Source organism: Rhizobium ecuadorense, assembly GCF_001187535.1.
Classification (GTDB): Bacteria; Pseudomonadota; Alphaproteobacteria; order Rhizobiales; family Rhizobiaceae; genus Rhizobium; species Rhizobium ecuadorense.
Map to the genome: position 1 here is coordinate 1 of NZ_LFIO01001514.1, position 245 is coordinate 245.

Annotated in this window: 1 protein-coding gene; it reads right to left on the reverse strand. The window is 55.9% G+C overall.

Annotated elements, in window-relative coordinates; all coding sequences use genetic code 11:
- Positions 1–30 precede the first annotated feature (30 nt).
- The coding region (locus AF337_RS31195; protein WP_152971259.1) for a DUF3313 family protein at positions 31–245 on the reverse strand (215 nt) is incomplete at its 5' end.

Genomic DNA, 245 nt, shown 5'->3' on the forward strand with positions numbered 1-245 from the left:
GAACACGGCTAGGTCTTTTGCTCCTATCGCCTATTTCAACTCGGCAAGCAGAGCATCGGCACCTTTGCGGACGCCCACCATGGAGGCGTCCATCGCCGTGAAGCTTGCGCCGATATTCATTGCATTGGGATATTGCTTGGTGACATAGGAAGACAGGAGACGATTGCTCGCAGCATCATAGACCTCCACGGCATAATTCACCGAACCGGTCATCGAACCTTCTCGGCCGCGAGCGGCCTGAACGG